Source organism: Enterobacteriaceae endosymbiont of Donacia tomentosa (assembly GCF_012571135.1).
Classification (GTDB): Bacteria; Pseudomonadota; Gammaproteobacteria; order Enterobacterales; family Enterobacteriaceae.
In genome coordinates, this window is sequence record NZ_CP046216.1 from 409,567 (window position 1) to 427,625 (window position 18,059).

16 protein-coding genes and 1 other RNA gene are annotated in these 18,059 nt (G+C 20.1%); 12 read left to right on the forward strand and 5 right to left on the reverse strand.

The window, feature by feature from the left end; all coding sequences use genetic code 11:
* Positions 1–123: 123 nt before the first annotated feature.
* Positions 124–2,379: a DNA topoisomerase IV subunit A gene (parC, locus tag GJT88_RS01980; RefSeq protein WP_168895258.1), complete on the reverse strand. Its 2,256-nt coding sequence runs from the start codon at positions 2,377–2,379 to the stop codon at positions 124–126.
* 196 nt (positions 2,380–2,575) lie between these two features.
* Between parC and GJT88_RS01985 the strand changes: the two genes are divergently transcribed.
* On the forward strand, positions 2,576–3,634 hold the full coding sequence (locus tag GJT88_RS01985; RefSeq protein WP_168895259.1) for a 3-deoxy-7-phosphoheptulonate synthase: 1,059 nt from the start codon (positions 2,576–2,578) through the stop codon (positions 3,632–3,634).
* A 33-nt stretch (positions 3,635–3,667) separates the two neighbouring features.
* Positions 3,668–4,792, forward strand: a complete 1,125-nt coding sequence (tyrA, locus tag GJT88_RS01990) for a bifunctional chorismate mutase/prephenate dehydrogenase (protein ID WP_168895260.1) — start codon at positions 3,668–3,670, stop codon at positions 4,790–4,792.
* Positions 4,793–4,858: 66 nt separating this feature from the next.
* Here tyrA and bamD read toward each other — a convergent pair whose 3' ends face one another.
* Positions 4,859–5,581: an outer membrane protein assembly factor BamD gene (gene bamD, locus GJT88_RS01995; RefSeq protein ID WP_168895261.1), complete on the reverse strand. Its 723-nt coding sequence runs from the start codon at positions 5,579–5,581 to the stop codon at positions 4,859–4,861.
* Between the two features lie 67 nt (positions 5,582–5,648).
* Here bamD and GJT88_RS02000 point away from each other — a divergent pair, with 67 nt between their 5' ends.
* The 5 genes from GJT88_RS02000 to typA all read left to right on the forward strand — a co-directional run bounded on the left by GJT88_RS02000 (position 5,649) and on the right by typA (position 10,652).
* Complete coding sequence (locus GJT88_RS02000; protein ID WP_168895262.1) at positions 5,649–5,828, forward strand: S4 domain-containing protein; 180 nt, start codon at positions 5,649–5,651, stop codon at positions 5,826–5,828.
* A 26-nt stretch (positions 5,829–5,854) separates the two neighbouring features.
* Entirely contained in the window at positions 5,855–6,619 is a 765-nt protein-coding gene (locus GJT88_RS02005) for an RluA family pseudouridine synthase (RefSeq protein WP_343034373.1), read from the forward strand.
* A gap of 92 nt (positions 6,620–6,711) precedes the next feature.
* Positions 6,712–7,395, forward strand: a complete 684-nt coding sequence (locus GJT88_RS02010) for a thioredoxin domain-containing protein (RefSeq protein ID WP_168895263.1) — start codon at positions 6,712–6,714, stop codon at positions 7,393–7,395.
* Positions 7,396–7,439: 44 nt separating this feature from the next.
* On the forward strand, positions 7,440–8,288 hold the full coding sequence (locus GJT88_RS02015; RefSeq protein ID WP_168895264.1) for a 5'-3' exonuclease: 849 nt from the start codon (positions 7,440–7,442) through the stop codon (positions 8,286–8,288).
* A 519-nt stretch (positions 8,289–8,807) separates the two neighbouring features.
* Entirely contained in the window at positions 8,808–10,652 is a 1,845-nt protein-coding gene (gene typA, locus GJT88_RS02020; protein ID WP_168895265.1) for a translational GTPase TypA, read from the forward strand.
* A 45-nt stretch (positions 10,653–10,697) separates the two neighbouring features.
* Here the strand turns inward: typA and ssrA are convergent.
* Both ssrA and smpB read right to left on the reverse strand, forming a co-directional pair.
* Positions 10,698–11,065: a transfer-messenger RNA gene (ssrA, locus tag GJT88_RS02025) on the reverse strand.
* 29 nt (positions 11,066–11,094) lie between these two features.
* A complete protein-coding gene (gene smpB, locus GJT88_RS02030) occupies positions 11,095–11,556 on the reverse strand; it encodes an SsrA-binding protein SmpB (RefSeq protein WP_168895266.1) in 462 nt (153 codons plus the stop codon).
* Positions 11,557–12,166: 610 nt separating this feature from the next.
* Between smpB and grpE the strand changes: the two genes are divergently transcribed.
* From grpE to rpmG, 3 genes are all read left to right on the forward strand, one after another.
* A complete protein-coding gene (gene grpE, locus GJT88_RS02035; protein ID WP_168895267.1) occupies positions 12,167–12,814 on the forward strand; it encodes a nucleotide exchange factor GrpE in 648 nt (215 codons plus the stop codon).
* Between the two features lie 148 nt (positions 12,815–12,962).
* Positions 12,963–13,181, forward strand: coding sequence for a 50S ribosomal protein L28 (rpmB, locus tag GJT88_RS02040; RefSeq protein ID WP_168895268.1), 219 nt, complete (start codon positions 12,963–12,965; stop codon positions 13,179–13,181).
* A gap of 18 nt (positions 13,182–13,199) precedes the next feature.
* A complete protein-coding gene (rpmG, locus tag GJT88_RS02045; protein ID WP_168895269.1) occupies positions 13,200–13,367 on the forward strand; it encodes a 50S ribosomal protein L33 in 168 nt (55 codons plus the stop codon).
* A 125-nt stretch (positions 13,368–13,492) separates the two neighbouring features.
* On the opposite strand, the gene rpmE is transcribed toward rpmG, so the two are convergent.
* On the reverse strand, positions 13,493–13,714 hold the full coding sequence (gene rpmE / locus GJT88_RS02050) for a 50S ribosomal protein L31 (RefSeq protein WP_168895270.1): 222 nt from the start codon (positions 13,712–13,714) through the stop codon (positions 13,493–13,495).
* 133 nt (positions 13,715–13,847) lie between these two features.
* Here rpmE and priA point away from each other — a divergent pair, with 133 nt between their 5' ends.
* Together priA and mnmG are read left to right on the forward strand one after the other, a co-directional pair.
* The gene (gene priA, locus GJT88_RS02055; RefSeq protein WP_168895271.1) at positions 13,848–16,025 is read left to right on the forward strand and encodes a replication restart helicase PriA; all 2,178 of its coding nucleotides are present in this window, start codon (positions 13,848–13,850) and stop codon (positions 16,023–16,025) included.
* A gap of 64 nt (positions 16,026–16,089) precedes the next feature.
* The gene (gene mnmG, locus GJT88_RS02060; RefSeq protein WP_168895272.1) at positions 16,090–17,979 is read left to right on the forward strand and encodes a tRNA uridine-5-carboxymethylaminomethyl(34) synthesis enzyme MnmG; all 1,890 of its coding nucleotides are present in this window, start codon (positions 16,090–16,092) and stop codon (positions 17,977–17,979) included.
* The last annotated feature ends 80 nt before the right edge of the window (positions 17,980–18,059 follow it).

Below are 18,059 nucleotides of genomic sequence, written 5' to 3' on the forward strand. Positions count from 1 at the left end.
AACTACAGAAATTTCATTATATCATGAAAAAAATTTCTTTATTAATAAATTAATTATTAATAAACAAAATATAAAAATATTATTTAAATTAAATTTATATCAAAGAAAAATTTTTTAATAAAATTATTTTTTAATTTTTAAAAAAACATCTTCAATATTAATCTCTTTTTTTAAAAAAAATCCTTTTTTTCCTTTAGTTGATTGAAATTTTTTTAATTCTTTATATGTTATTTTAATAATATTATTATTTATTTTGATATAAATTAAGTAATTTTTATTAATAAGGAATAACCATTTTAATTTATCTTTATTTTCAATAAAAAATTTGTTATCAATAAAAATTAGTCGACTTCCTTTCCCTTTAGATAATTTAGGAATTTCATTTGTAGAAAATAATAAAAATCTACCTAAAGCAGAAATAGCTAATATTTGATCTTTTTTATCTTGAATTACTAAGGGAGGTAAAATTTCAGCATTATATGATAAAAGAATTGATAATTTTCCATTTCTATTACATGCTATTAAATCATTAAAATTACATATAAAACCATAACCAGAACTAGAAGATAAAATAATTTTTTTATTATTAGATTCCATTAACAAACTTTTAATTATAGATCCTTGTGAGATATTTAATCTTCCATTTAAAGGTTCTCCTTGACTACGATTAGAAGGTAAAGATATAGAATCAATACTATAGCTACGTCCTTTAGAATCTAAAATGACTATAATCTGATTTTTTTTCCCTTGTACAGACATTAAAAAAGAATCACCAGATTTATAATTTAAATTTAACGGATTTATATTATGACCTTTAACTGATCTTATCCATCCCATCTTAGATAAGATAATAGTAATAGGTTCATTTGTAAAAATTAAATTATTTTCGTTTAATAATTTTGCCTTTGTGCGTTCTTTAAATAAGGAACGACGATTATTTCCATAAATTTTAGCTGCTGATAATACTTCTTCTTTTAGAAGAAAATTCATTTTTTCTTCTGAAAATAATATTTCTTGAATATTATCATGTTCTTTTTTTAATTTCTTTTGTTCATAAATTAAATTTTGTTCTTCTATTAATGAAATAGAACGTAATTTAAAATTTAATAAAGTTTCTATTTGTATATCAGTAAAATTAAATTTTTGTTTAATAAATATTTTAGGATCTTTATTTATACGAATAATTTTTATAAATTCTTCTAGATTAGAATAAACTATTAATAATCCTTGTATTATATGGAGTCTTGTATTTAATTTTTTTAAGTTAAAATTTAAACGTTTTTTTACTATTTTACGTCTAAATACTATCCATTCTGATAATATTTGTATTAAATTTTTTACAGTCGGTTTATTATCTAAACCTATCATATTTAAATTAATACGATAACTCTTTTCTAAATCAGTAATAAAAAATAAATGATACATTATTTCTTCTAATTTTAAATGATTAAAACTATTTCTAATAATAATAACAATCCTAGTAGGGTTTTCATAATCAGATTCATCTCGTATATCATCAATCATAGGTAGTTTTTTATTTCTTATTTGTGTAGTAATTTGTTCAATAATACGTATACCGGAAATTTGATGAGGTAATGCTTTAATTATTATTGATCTATTTTTTACTTCCCATACAGCTCTTAATCTAATTGATCCTTTTCCTTTTTTATAAATTTTATAAATTTCTTCTTTAGAAGTAATAATTTCACTTCCTGAAGGGAAGTCTGGTCCTTGAACTATTTTTAAAATATCATTTAATGTACTTTTAGGATTATCAATTAATTTTATTATAGCATTCGCAATTTCTTGAATATTATGAGGTGGAATATCGGTAGACATCCCTACGGCTATCCCCGTTGATCCATTTAATATAATATTTGGTAAGCATGCTGGTAAAATTTTAGGTTCTAATAATGTTCCATCAAAATTTGGAATAAACTCAACAGTACCTTCTTCTAATTCATTTAATAAAAGATTAGAATATTTCGACAAACGAGATTCAGTATATCTCATTGCTGCAAATGATTTAGGATCATCTTGAGACCCCCAATTCCCCTGTCCTTCTACTAAAGGATATCTATATGAAAAGGGTTGTGCCATTAATACCATAGCTTCATAACAAGCTATATCTCCATGAGGATGATATTTACCTATTACATCACCTATAGTTCTAGCTGATTTTTTAAATTTCGAAGAAGCTTTTAATCCTAACTCAGACATAGCATATATCACTCTTCTTTGTACTGGTTTTAATCCATCTCCAATATGTGGTAAAGCTCTATCAGAAATAACATAAATAGAATAATTTAAATAAGCATATTCTGCAAATTTATGTAATGATATAGATTCTATTTTATTTTTTTTTATTAATTTATTCATATAATTAATTTTCCATCATTAAACATGTTTTATGTATCTATTTTTAATAGTTTTATTATAAATAAACTTTAAATTATTTTAACTATAAATATGAAAATCATATTTTAATGTTTTATTATTATTTGATATTTATTAAATAATATTTAATATTATTAAATAGATATTTTTTTATATTTTACTCAAGGTTAAGTTTATTATGCAAAAAAATAATTCTAATATAGAAAAATTAATAACTCCAAAAGAATTAAAAAATAAGTTACCTATTTCTAAAAAATTAGAAGATAAAATTTTAATTTCACGTCAAACTATATGTAATATAATTTCAGGCAAAGATCCAAGAATTTTAGTTGTTTGTGGTCCTTGCTCAATTCATAATATAGAAGAAGCTATAGAATATAGTAATTTTTTTAGTCAAATATTACCCAAAATTAAAAATAGTATATATCTTGTTATGAGAGTTTATTTTGAAAAACCAAGAACTACAATTGGCTGGAAAGGATTAATTAATGATCCAGATATGAATAATTCTTTTAATATAAATAAAGGATTATATTTAGCACGACAATTATTAATAAAATTAGTTAAAAATGATATTTTATTAGCAACTGAAATTTTAGATCCTAATACAACTCCTTATATTACTGATCTTATCAGTTGGGTTGCTATTGGGGCTCGTACTGTTGAATCACAAATACATAGGGAAATAGCTTCTTCTTTAAGAATACCTGTTGGATTTAAAAATAATACAGATGGAAATATAATTTCAGCTATCAATGCAATTAAATCAGCAGCAACACATCATAGTTTCATTAGTTTAGATGAGGAAGGGAAAGCTTGTATAATAAGAACATTGGGTAATAAAAATTGTCATATTATTTTAAGAGGGGGATTAAAACCTAATTATCATGAAAATGATGTGAAAAAATGTGAACAATATATTACTAAGGCAAAACTATCGTCAAAAATAATGATAGATTGTAGCCATGGAAATTCTAATAAAGATTATAAACAACAAATTAAAATTATAAATTCCATAATATCACAAATTAGTAATGGTAATAAATCTATTGTGGGAATAATGATAGAAAGCTATATAAATGAAGGAAATCAAATAATTAATATTAATAATAATCTTAATAAAATTAAATATGGCGTATCCATTACAGATGGATGTATAAATTGGGAAAATACAAAAATAATTTTATATAAAATACATAATAAATTAAAAAAAATACTTCCATTACGTTCCTTATAAAAAAAGAACAACAACATATAACGATAAAATAATATGGTAAAAGAATTAGTTGTATTACGTAATAAAATTGATCTTTTAGATACAAAGTTATTAAAGATTTTAGCTAAACGTTTAGCTTTAGTTAAGAAAATAGGAATAGTAAAAAATATTTATGGATTACCTGTTTATATACCAGAAAGAGAAAAATATTTAATAGAATCAAAGAAAAAAGAAGCGCAAAAAATTGGTATATCCCCTTATCTTATTGAAGATATATTAAATCGTATAATATATGAATCTTATTTAAATGAAAAAGAAAAAGGATTTAAAAAATTAAACCCAAATTTTAAAAAAATTTTAATTATTGGGGGAAAAGGAAAAATGGGTAATTTATTTAGGAAAATGTTAATTATGTCAGGATATATAGTTAATATTTTAGATAAAAGAGATTGGGAAAATAATGATAATATAAATAATTTATTTTTAAATGTAGAAATGATAATTATTAGTGTTCCAATTTCATCTTTTAATGATGTAATTAGTAAATTACCCATTTTGTCTAAAAATTGTATATTAATTGATGTAACTTCAATAAAAAACATGCCAATGAAAAAAATGTTAGAAAAGCATAAAGGGCCTGTTTTAGGATTACATCCTATGTTTAGTCCTGAAAATAATATTTTAGCAAGACAATTAATATTATATTGTAATGGACGTAATCCAGAATCTTATCATTGGTTTTTAAAACAAATGCAAATATGGGGAGTTAAATTACAATGTATAAATTCTATTGAACATGATAATTATATGGCTTTTATACAATCATTAAGATATTTTACTACATTAGTATATGGATTTTTTTTATTAAAGCAAAATATTAAGTTAAAAAAATTATTAATGTTTTCAACACCAATTTATTATATAGACTTAATTTTATTGGGTAAATTTTTTTCACAAGATTCAAAATTATATACTGAAATCATTATGTCATCCCATAATAATATAAAAAATATAAAAAAATATTTACATAATATTAATTACATATTTTCTTTAATTAAAAAAGGCAATAAAGCTGAAATTATTAATATTTTTAATAAAGTTAAAATTTTATTTAAAAATCATATTTTATATTCTAAAATAGAATGTGATAAAATATTGCGTTATATTAACAATAATTAAATTATCTTAATAAAGACATAAAGAAACTTAATATTTTATCAATATTAAGTTTCTTTTATAAAGAAATTAAAAATTTGTTTCTGTATCAAAATTTATTTTATAAATAATTTGTTTTAACATAACTTTTACGAAATTACTTTCGGTTTTATTTGAATAAAGTTTTATAAATTCTAAGCTTTTTTTTATAGTTAGTAGATACATGTTGTTTTTAAATAAAAATTTTATAATATTTAATTTAAAATTCATTGAACGTTTTTTTATATAATTAGAATTAGGTTTTAATATTTTTATAAACCTACTTTTAGGAAAATTTTTAAATAATATTTCCATGTCATCTATAGCTAATTGAATATAAAAAGGATTACAAAAATTTTTGTTTATTTTTAACAAATTTTGTAATGTGTTATTATCTAATGATAATTCTGACATAATTTTTATATAATAAATATAATCTGTATAAGGAGAAGCATTATATGTTTGTATAAAATCATTTGCTAATACTAAAGACGTTAAAAATTTTTTATTTTTATAATTTAAATATATTAAATTAACATGTGTGTTTTCAGTATAATGATTGTATGGATAATTTTTATTAAAATCTTCAAATTTTGATAATGCTTTTTTATATTTTTTCTTTATCAAAAACGCTTGTGCTTTAGAATATTTCTTTTGTAAAATGGAATTATAATTTGATTGTTCTTTTGTGTAATTAGTACAATTAATAGTAAACATAAATATGAGTATTAATAAATTAATATAAAAAAATTTCTTTGTCACAAATATTTTCATTTTTAATCCTTTTAAAGGTATAATTATTTTAATGCTTAATTATATTTTAAAACAAAGAAATTAATATATGAAAAAAATTAAATTAGTTTTAAAAGTTTGTAATTTTTTTAATAAAATAAGATTAGATATTTTTTTATCCAAAAAACTTCCGCAAATTTCTAGATCTCAATTTAAAAATTATATTATAAATAAAAATATTAAAATTAATAATAAAATTGTAAATATACCTCAAAAAAAGTATTTTTAGGAGATATCGTTCAGGTTAATATAATAATATTAAATAAAAAAATTAAATGGGAAGCTCAAAATATACTTTTAAAAACTATTTATGAAGACAAATATATATTAGTCATTAATAAAGATGTTAATTTAGTTGTTCATCCAGATATAAATACTAATAAGAATAAAAAAAATACTGTCTTTAATGGTTTATTATATTATTTTCCATATTTAAGAGATTTACCTCGAGCTGGGATTATACACAGATTAGATAAAAATACAACTGGGTTAATGATTATTGCTAAAACTATGTTTGTATATTTCTCTTTAAAAAGAGAACTAAAAAAACATAACATAATAAGAGAATATGAAGCTATTGTACATGGTACAATAAGTCAAAACAATATAATTAATCAACCAATAAAACGTTTATACAAAAAAAATAATATACGTATGATTATTAGTAATGATGGCAAAAAAGCAGTAACAAAATATTTTGTGAAAAATATTTTTGAAAAACACACACACTTAAGAATTCGCTTGGAAACGGGGCGAACACATCAAATAAGAGTACATTTATTACATATAAATCATAATATTATCGGTGATCCTATTTATAAAAAAAATATGAATAATAATAATTTTTATAATAAAATTTTTAAACAGATAATCCAACGACAGGCTTTACATGCTTGTTATTTAAAATTTATCCACCCAATTTATAATATACCAATTAAATTATATTCACCATTACCAAATGATATATATAAATTACTTGATTTTTTAGAACAAAATAAAATTTTAAATAAAAAATATTAATCTTTATCAAAAAAAAATTTATTAAAGTCATTAATTAGTTTATAATAAAAAACATTAGGATTTTAATTTTTAATCAAAAGTATTAAACTATTATGAATATGAAAAAATATATATTGTTTTTTAGTATGTTATGTATAATAACTACGTCTAATATTTGTGCAGCATTTCCAAAATATAATTATATTGATGATTATTATGCAATAATAGATGGTAATCTTACAAAATTTCTTAATAAAAAACATAATAAAAAACCAGTTGTAATCGAAATCTTTTCATTTTTATGTCCTTATTGTTATTCTTTTTATAATGATGTTTATAATAAAAGTAAATACTTAAAAACTCATATACCAAAAAATGCTAGAATTATAAGATATCATGCAGAAGATGTTGGTAATAATGCTGAATTATCGACTTTAGCTGAATATAATTGGAGTATTGCAAAATTATTAGATGTAGAAGATAAAATAATAGGACCTTTTTATGAAGGGATACAAAAAAATAAAACTATTTATGATTATGATACTATGAAAGCAGCTTTTCTTAAAGCAACAGGAATTACTTCAAAAATGTATGATGGATTATGGAATAGTTATTTTACTAAAGCAACATACACACGACAATTAGATTTTGTTGACAATGTTGATGCACAGTCTGTACCTAACGTTATTGTAAATAATAAATATGTAATCAATATTAGTGGGTTATTGGTTGAACATCAAAAAGATTTTCCAAAAAATTATGGTCAATTAGTAATAAAACTTTTACAAAAAAAATAATTATTGAATTTAGTAATGTAAGATAAATTTTAGTGTATTGAAATATGAAAAAAAAAATAATATTGATAGATGGATCGTTTTATTTATATCGTGCTTATTATGCATTACCTAATTTAGTTAATAGTAAAGGACATCCTACAGGAGCTATATATGGTTTTGTAAGAATGTTAAAAAAAATTGTAAGTATGAATATAAATAGTTATTTTTTAATTGTTTTTGATACTAAAGGAATTTCTTACAGAAAAAAAATTTTCAATAATTATAAATCACAAAGAGCAAACATGCCTGGTAATTTAATTATACAAATTAAACCTTTGTTGAAAATTATACAGGCAATGGGATATTTTGTTCTATATATAAAAAATGTAGAAGCAGATGACATAATTGGAACTATATCAGTTCAAGCTGAAAAAGAAAATTATTTCGTTTATATTTTTAGTACAGATAAAGATATTGCTCAATTAGTCACAAAAAATATCAAAATAATAAATCCATATAATTATTCTGTTTTAGGATCAAAAGAAATATATAATAGATATGGTGTGATGCCTGAATTAATTAGTGATTTATTAGCATTAATTGGTGATCCAGTAGATAACATTCCAGGAATCCCTGGAATAGGAAATAAAACTGGTAAAATTTTAATTAATACTCTTGGTAACTTAAAATTTATTTATAAAAATATAGATTATATAGAAAATATTACTATTAAGGGCATTAAAAATATAAAAAAAAAGTTAATAAAATATAAAAATTTAGTTTTTTTATTTCATAAATTAACTAAAATTAAAACGAATATTGACATTCATCATATTGATTTTAATGATTTAAATTTAAAACCACAAGTAAAATACTTGAAATATTTATTTCAAAAATATGAATTTAATATATAAAAAAAATAAAATAAGTTAGTTTAAATATTTTGAGTTAATATAACTTCCATAAGTAGTTAATAGTTGTTTTTTTGTTTTTAACAAATTTTTCTTAAAATTAAAAATAGTAATAGTTTTTATATTATTAAAAATAATGAATATTAATTAATTAATAATATGATTTTTTTAAATAAAATTTTGTAATAGTATTTTTTTTAACAATTAAGATATTTTAAATCATTATTTTAAATAAATTTATTATATTTAGTAAATTTAAAAAATAAGTTTTATTATTATTTTGAGAATATTGGTTGATATAAGTAATAAATCTTGAAATTTTAATTATACGAAATAATTTTTTTAACAAAAAACGTATAAAAATAAAATTTAAAATAATATTTCTAATTTTTTCTTCATTAATTTTCTTACGAATTTTTTATTTAATACATCTTAAAATTTATTTTTTAGGATTATATAAAAATAAAGAATAATAAATAAAAACTAAACAACGAAATATAATGTATTTATTGGAATTTATCTATGAAAAAAATACGTAATATAGCTATTATAGCTCATATAGATCATGGAAAAACAACTTTAGTAGACAAATTATTAAGAGAATCAGATAATTTTGAAAAACATAAAAATAATTCTATATATAAAGATTTTAAAGATAGAATAATGGATAGTAATGATCTAGAAAGAGAAAGAGGAATTACTATTTTTTCTAAAAATACATCTATATTTTGGGAAAATTATCAAATTAATATTATTGATACTCCAGGACATGCTGATTTTGGTGCTGAAGTAGAGCGTATATTATCTATGGTTGATTCTGTTTTATTAGTAGTAGATGCTGTCGAAGGACCTATGCCTCAAACAAGATTTGTAACATTAAAAGCTTTTGAATATAATTTAAAACCAATTATAGTGATAAATAAAATAGATCGGAAGTTTATTCGTCCTAATTGGGTTATTAATAAAATATTCGATTTATTTATTGATTTAAATGCTTCTGATGAACAACTAGATTTTCCTATTATATATACATCTGCTCTTAAAGGAACATCAGGATATGCGATAAATAAAATGAGCAATAATATGAATATATTATATGAAACTATTATTAATCGAGTACCGTATCCTAATGTTAATATAGATCAACCTTTTCAAATGCAAATCTCACAAATCGAGTATAATAATTATATAGGAAATGTTTGTATTGGTTTAATAAAAAGAGGAAGAATCAAAATTAATAAATATTTTGCTATTATCCAAAAAAATGGGAAAATTAGTAAAGTTAAAGTATTATATATAATATATAATATAGGACTAAAAAATATATATTCTCATAAGGCAAAAGCTGGTGACATTGTTGGCCTTGCAGGTACAGGATTTGAAAAAATAAATATTTCAGATACAATTTGTGATATTAATCATCATGATCAATTACCTTTACTAAAAGTAGAAAAACCTAAAATTAGTATGTTATTTCATGTTAATAATTCACCTGTTGCAGGACAAGAAGGAATTCATGTAACTTCTAATAAAATATATGATAGAATTAAAAGAGAGTGCTTACATGATTTAGCTTTAAATATAAAAAAAACAAATAATCATAATACTTTTCATATTTCTGGTAGAGGAGAATTACATTTAGTAATATTAATAGAAAATATGAGAAAAGAAGGTTTTGAATTAGCTGTATCAAAACCACAAATAATAAATCGTATTCTTAATGGTAAAATACAAGAACCATTTGAAGTATTAATATTAGATTTTGATCAAAAAAAAAAGGGAGATGTAATAAAACTTATTAGTCAAAGAAAAGCTATTATAAATAATATCATTATGAATGATTTTAATAACAGAGTAAAAATTGAAGCAATTATTCCTAGTAGGGGAATGATTGGCTTAAGAACTGAATTTATAAATATTACCTCAGGGACTGGAATCATTGATTCTTTTTTCAGCCATTACGATATCAATACTAATAGTTTGATAAGACAAAGAAATAATGGTGTATTAATTTCCAATAGAAAAGGTTTTGCTGTTGCTTTTTCTTTATCTAATTTACAATCTAGAGGAAAATTATTAATTAATCCAGGAGAACAAGTTTACGAAGGACAGATAATAGGGATTCATAATAGATTAAATGATTTAACTGTGAATTGTTTGATTGGTAAAAAATTAACCAATATGAGAGCTTCTGGAAATGATAATGCTATTAATTTAATACCTAAGAAAAATATGTCATTAGAAGAATCTATCGATTTTATTAATGACGATGAATTAGTTGAAATTACACCAAAATCAATACGTATTAGGAAAAAATTCTTAAAAGAACACCAAAGAAAATTGGAAAATAAAATTAAAAATACTTGATATAATTCAATTTTATCAATAGAATTTTTTACATTTTATACTAAAAAATGGAGCTGGGGGGATTCGAACCCCCGTCCAAAATTACTACACTCTTGGCTGCTACATGTTTAGTTTTATCTTTAAAAATTTTCAATAATATTAATTGATAAAACAAGATTTAATATTATTTAGTTTCATTACTTATTTAATATATAATTAAAAACCAATTATATACGATCTCTTAAAATTAATGACCTATATGCTTACTCTCTAAGAGAAAACAGTAAGGGATAGGGCCCCGCAGTTTTTTATGCTGCTAAAGCGTAGTTTTCACTTCTTGCATTTACATTATGCACGGTTTTTTACAAGGCCTACCGTACCACCTTGACATGCTCCTTAAGTTTGATAATTTTGTCGAATCCATAAACAGCCCCTAAAAAATAATTTTTATACAAAAAGATCTTTAAATACTCTTTTTAAAAAAATGTAATTTATTAATTTTCCATTCTTTTTGTTTTAGTAAAGATCTTTTATCGTATTCTTTTTTTCCTTTTGCAACAGCAATTTGTAACTTACACCAATATCTCTTCCAAAAAAAACCTATAACCACAATTGTAAAACCCTTCATATGAATATAATTTTTCAAATTATTCAATTCTTTTTTATTTAATAATAATTCCCTCTTCCTATTAGGAATATAATCAGAGTAGTTACAAGCAGTGCTTAAAGGACTAATATGAGAATTTAATAAATAAACTCTATTATTAGATGTTATGTTAACATAACTATTGTTTATAGCTACTTTATTTAGTTTTAATGATTTAACTTCCCAACCTTTTAAAATAATACCTGCTTCAATTTCTTCTTTAATATAAAAATCATGATATATTTTTTTATTAAAAAAAATATATTTTTTCCTTTTCATTTTTAATTATGATTAAATTTTATTTATTTGAAATCCCACTAATAATAACAAATATGCTAACTATAATCAATATATTATTTAAAATTTAATATATTAGCTATTTTCTTTATAAGAAATTTTATTCAGATAATATAATTTTTTTGTTAAAACTATATGATAGTAAACGTTACTATTCTTTTTTTATATTTTATTATAGTTCATAAAAACAAAATTTTCTAAAAAAACAAACATATTAAAATATAATACTTCCACTTATAAAACCTATTTATATATTTATTATTTGTAATAATCATATTGTCAAATTTCATATAATGAAATACATTTAAAAAAAATAATATTATTTTATATTCTTATCTTTATTGTATTAAATATTTTTGTATAAAGTTTTTATAATTAATTTAAATAATATATAAATAGTAAAATTATAAGTATTATTTTAATAATATCGTATAATATTTTTATATTATTAATATAAATTAAAATATTTTATTTATTAAAATCAATTAATATTTTATTTATTATATTCATAATAATAAAATACGATAAATTATTATTAATAATGATTTAATTTTAAAATTTTTATATAAAAATTTTTTATAGGAAAAGATATATGAATGATGACAAATTATTAAATAATGATGAAAAAAAAAATCAAACAGAATTAAATAATAAGTTGAAAAAATTAAACAAAAATGATGATCAAAAAAAAAAATCAGACTTGGGAATTTACTCAAAAGAACAGAATATAGAATATTTTAAAGAAAAAAATAGTTTGTATAAATTAGAAATTTCAGATCTTAAAGATAAAATACAAAAGTATAAGAGTGATATATGGAATTTAAAATTAAGATCTCAAGCTGAGATAGAAAATATTAGACATCGATCTGAAATAGATATAGAAAAAGCTTATAAATTTTCATTAGAAAAGTTTATTAGTGAGTTACTTCCTGTTATTGATAATTTAGAAAGAGCGATAGAACTAAAAATAGAAAATAATAATATTGAATCATCAATAATAGAAGGAATTAAATTAACTTTAAAATCATTTTTAAATATAATAACAAAATTTGGTATTAGTATTATTAATGAAACAAATGTTCTTTTTGATCCATCTAAACATCAAGCTATGTCTATAATTGAATCCGATAAAATAAAAGAAAATTTTATTATAGAAGTTTTGCAAAAAGGATATGTTCTTAACAACAGATTATTGAGACCAGCTATGGTAACTGTTTCTAAAATGAAAATAAAAAATTAATGATTTTTATTTAAAGTATGTCCATTTAAAATATTTTATTAAAATGGACGTATTATTTTTCACGAGAAAAATATTAGCTATAAATTATTCAAATAATATAAATTTATATTTTTTTACAAAATTTTTTTATTCAAATAAGGAATTTAAAATGAGTAAAATATGTCAAATAACTGGTAAAAAAACAATGAAAGGAAATAATCGTTCACATGCTATGAATGCTACTAAAAGAAAATTTTTGTTAAATCTTCATTATCATAGATTTTGGTTAGAAAAAAAAAAAAGATTTGTTACTTTACGAGTATCTACGAAAGGAATGAGATTGATAAATAAAAAAGGAATAGATAATATTAGTTTTTATAAAAAATAATAGGATTAAATAAATATTATGTCAAAAAAAACACGTAATATAATTAAATTAATTTCATCAGGAAAAACTGGTCATTTTTATACCATTACAAAAAAAAAAAAATCTAATATACAAAAACTAGAAATTAAAAAATTTGATCCAATTTTACGTAAACATATTTTATATAAAGAAAATAAAATAAAATAAAAAGTTAATCACAACTTTTTAACATATACAGCTAATTTAATCAATAATGGTAGATTAATTCAAACATTATTGATTAATTTGAAAAATTTTTTTTAAATTAAAATCACCAAATTAAAATTAAATAATTATTTAAATACTTTCAAATGACTAAATTTTTTCTTAAAACGTTCTACACGACCTTTAGTGTCTGTGATTTTTTGCTTACCTGTATAGAATGGATGACATATATTACAAACATCTAAATTTAATTCTTTATCATTTTTCAAAGTCGATTTTATATTTATAATGTTACCACAAGAACATTTTGCAGTAATGTCATTATATTGTGGATGTATGTTTTTTTTCATAAAAAAACCATGATATGATATATCTTATATTAAACTAATAAGATATGTTGATGTGTTCTTTATTTTATAAAAATATTTTTTTTATTACAAGAAATAATATTTATATTTTAAAAAAATAAGTTTTTTATAAATTATGAAAATAATAAAAGTAGTGTTAAATAATAATATTTTATATAATGCATTTGATTATTTATTACCTAATAATATGATAGTGAATATAGGATGTCGAGTTTTGGTTCCTATAAAAAATAAAATATATATAGGTATAGTAATAAAAATTAATAATTCTTCTAAATTACCTACAAAAAAATTGAAATTTTTATATGCAATTTTAGATAAAAAATCACTTTTTAATTCTTATATTTGGAATTTTGCTAAAAAAATATCTCAATATTATCAATATTCTATTGGAATAATTTTGTTTAAAATGTTGCCAGCATATTTAAAAAATAGAAATCATAAATATATATCAGAAAATAAAAAGTATTATTGGATTTTAAATTATAAAAATATTAATAATATTAAAATTATTAAATTACATAAGCAAAATAAAGTATTAAATTTACTTAAAAAAAAAAAAATTAACTTTAATGATGTTAGTAAATACGGGTTAACAAATAAAATTTTCTTTTCTTTAGCAAAAGAAGGTTTATGTTTTTTATATAAAAAAAAAGATATTTGTAACACTAATAATTCTTTTTATAAAGAACAAATGTGTGATATACAAAATTTTTTATGTAAATTAAATTTTAATATAGATATTTTTACAGCATGGATAACAAAAGATAGTATTATTTATCTTGAAAATATTAATATGTATCTAAATATTATAAAAATGGTCTTACATAAAAAAAAACAAATATTAATTATTGTTCCACAACAATATCATTTTATTTTTTTATATCAATATTTTTTATCTCAATTAAATACTTCTATTTGTTTTTTATATGCAAATATTTCTAATAGAAAAAAATTTTTGATTTGGAAAAATATAAAAAAAGGAAAAATATTAATTATTATTGGAACAAAATCTTCTATTTTTATGCAATTTCTAAAATTAGGATTAATCATTCTTAATGAAGAACATGATATTAAATACAAACAAACAAATAATTGTCAATATAATACGAGGGATATTGCTGTATTAAGATCTAAAATAGAAAATATTCCTATAATATTAAGTTCTAAAACATTAAGTTTAGAAACATTACATAATATTACAATTGGAAAATATAAATTTTTATGTGGTAATTATAATAATTTTTTATATAATAAATATTATGATCTTAAAATCATAAATATGAATAATCAAAATTATCAATATAAAATATTATCTAATGTTCTTATAAATATAATTCAAACACATATTACAAATAAAGAACAAATAGTATTTTATTTTAAAAATAAAGGATATTCTCAAATTATTTTATGTAATTTTTGTAAAAAAATTTTAAAATGCATGGATTGTAATAAAAATTTTGTTTTTTATAAAAAATCATGGAAATTGTACTGTATATATTGTAAAAAAAACATTTCTATGTTTGCATTTTGTCCTTTTTGTAAAAACAATTTTTTTATTCCAATTGGAATTGGAACAGAACAATTAACTAAAATATTAAATAAATTATTCCCTTTTGTATCAATTATAAATATAAATAATAAAAATTTTTTAGAAAATTTTTCGTTCATATATTATAATAAACCTATGATAATAATTACATCTCAAATATTATATAAGGGGTATTTTCGCTTTTTAAAAAATAATCTTATTATTTTTTTAAATGTAGATAATGTTTTTTTTTCAAAAAATTTTCGCGCAACAGAAAATTTTATACAACACATACATAATATATTATATAATCATTTAGATGAAAAAAAAAAAAAAACAGTAATTATACAAACTAGTTATTCAAAAAATTATTTTATTAAATTTTTTAATATAAAATATACATATGATGAGATTGCTGATTTTCTTTTACAAGAAAGAAAAATTATGCTATTGCCACCATTTACACATCACGCTGTTTTAATAGTAGAAGCTTCTAATAAAATAATTCCCAATGTTTTTTTATTTAAATTAAAAAATTTATTAATATCAAAATATGTAAAAGAAAAACATTTTCATATCATAGGACCAATTTCATTAATACAAAATAAAAGAAAAGGTTTATATAGGAAACAAATTATTTTACAACATATCTTAAAAAAGAAATTACAATATATTATAAAAAATATTTCTTTTATTACAAAAAATATTATAAATTTTAATAAAATTAAATTAAAAATTAATATTGATCCTATAAATTTCTAATTATTATACTAATTGGATTTTATAAAAAAAATTTTATTAACTAAATGATTAGGCATATAATTTTATGTATAATTTTAATAAATTTGATGTAATAGTTATAGGTGGAGGGCATGCTGGTACCGAAGCCGCTATAACTAGTGCTAAAATGAAAAAAAAGACACTTTTAATTACAAGTAATATGGATACAATAGGACAAATGTCTTGTAATCCAGCTATAGGAGGTATTGGGAAAGGACATTTAGTTAAAGAAATCGATGCATTAGATGGAATTATGGGAGTTGCTATTGATTATTCTGGTATTAATTTTAAAATTTTAAATAATAGTAAAGGTCCAGCTGTAAGAGCTACAAGAGCACAAGCAGATAGAGAATTATATAAATCTACAATAAAATATATATTAGGAAAACAAAGAAATTTATTTTTCTTTCAACAAGAAATAAAAAAATTAATTATTAAAAATTACAAAATTACAGGTGTAATTACAAAAAATAATGATATTTTTTACACAAAAACAGTTATTTTAACAACAGGAACATTTTTAAATGGACGTATATATATTGGATTAAATAATAAATTTAGTGGTGGAAGAATAAATGATTCATCCTCAACAGAATTAGCTAATTTTTTAAGTGAATTACCTTTAATCAAAGGTAGATTAAAAACAGGAACTCCTCCTCGTATAGACAAAAGAAGTATTAATGTTAACAATTTAGAAATTCAGCATAGTGATGATCCTTTGCCATATTTTTCTTTTATAGGTAATTCTAATTTACATCCTAAACAAGTATCTTGTTATATTACACATACTAATGTAAAAACACATCAAATTATTATAAATAATATTCTTCAAAGTCCAATATACAGTGGTTTAATAAAAAGCAAAGGTCCAAGATATTGTCCATCTATTGAAGATAAAATTATTAATTTTCCGAATCGTGAATCTCATCAAATTTTTTTGGAACCAGAAGGATTATACAGTCATGAAATATATCCTAATGGAATCTCTACAAGTCTACCATATAATATGCAACTTTTAATTGTTAAATCTATTAAAGGATTAGAAAATGCACATATTACGAGATCAGGATATGCTGTAGAATATGATTTTTATGATCCTAGAGGATTAAAACCTACTATGGAAAGTAAATTTATAAAAGGATTATTTTTAGCAGGACAAATTAATGGAACTACTGGATATGAAGAAGCTGCTGCGCAAGGATTATTAGCAGGATTAAATGCTTCTCTTTTAATTGATGAAAAAAAATATTGGTATCCGTTAAGAAATCAAGCGTATATTGGTGTTTTAATAGATGATTTATGTACTTTAGGTACAAAAGAACCTTATCGTATGTTTACATCAAGGGCTGAGTATCGATTAATTTTAAGAGAAAATAATGCAGATATGAGACTTACTGAAATAGGTCGTAATTTAGGATTAGTAAGTAATTTACGTTGGAAAATATATAATAAAAAAATGGAAAATATTGAAAAAGAACACCAAAAATTAAAAAATACATATTTTAATTATAAAAATTTAATTGATACAAAAAAAATAAACTCTTTATTAAGAACTCCGATTAAAAATAATATAAATGCTATAGATTTGTTAAAACGTCCTGAATTAAATTATGAAAATTTAATAAAATTAAATATATTTAATAATAAAAAAAATAATATAGAAGCTATAAAACATATTGAAATAGAATTAAAATACGAGGGATACATAAAGAGACAAAAAGAACATATAAAAAAACAAATGAAAAATGAAAACACACTAATTCCTTTAAACACAAAATTTAATAATATTAAAAGTTTATCTAATGAAGCCATTGATAAATTTAATTTTTATAAACCTTATACTATTGGTCAAGCATCTAGGATTCCAGGTATAACTCCAGCAGATATTTCTATACTTTTAATATTTTTATTAAAAAAACAAAATAAAAAATATTAACATGGTTTTTTAATTAAAATAAGATTTTAATATATAAAAAATATTATAATAAGTAATATTTTTTAAAAATATAATTATAA